This is a genomic window from Vibrio sp. 10N.261.52.A1 (genome assembly GCF_002876325.1).
In the GTDB taxonomy this organism is placed as follows: Bacteria; Pseudomonadota; Gammaproteobacteria; order Enterobacterales; family Vibrionaceae; genus Vibrio; species Vibrio chagasii.
Genome location: NZ_MCYD01000391.1, coordinates 1 through 414, shown reverse-complemented (window position 1 = coordinate 414; position 414 = coordinate 1). Strand labels below are relative to the sequence as shown.

Genomic DNA, 414 nt, shown 5'->3' with positions numbered 1-414 from the left:
AGCAGCGAAACTGGATGGTGCGGGCTTCTTTACCATCTTCTTTAAGATCTTATTACCGATCTCAACACCGATCATCATGGTGACGGTGATCTGGCAGTTTACCGCTATCTGGAACGATTTCTTGTTCGGGGTGGTGTATTCAGGCTCAGAGACTCAACCAATCACCGTAGCATTAAATAACTTAGTCAACACCAGCACGGGCGTTAAAGAATACAACGTCGATATGGCCGCTGCGATCATCGCTGCACTGCCAACGCTGTTGGTGTATGTCTTCGCAGGAAAATATTTTGTTCGTGGCCTAACGGCAGGATCAGTAAAAGGATAATTACCCATGGCAACATTAGATTTAAAACAGATCCGTAAAACCTATCGCAACGCGGACAACGAAACGTTAAAGGGCATCGACATTAGTAT

1 protein-coding gene is annotated in these 414 nt (G+C 45.4%); it reads left to right on the top strand.

The genetic code is table 11. The annotated features are described in order from the left end of the window. On the top strand, nt 1–325 hold a 325-nt coding region (locus tag BCT81_RS04815), incomplete at its 5' end, for an ABC transporter permease subunit (protein ID WP_133152552.1). Nucleotides 326–414 lie beyond the last annotated feature (89 nt).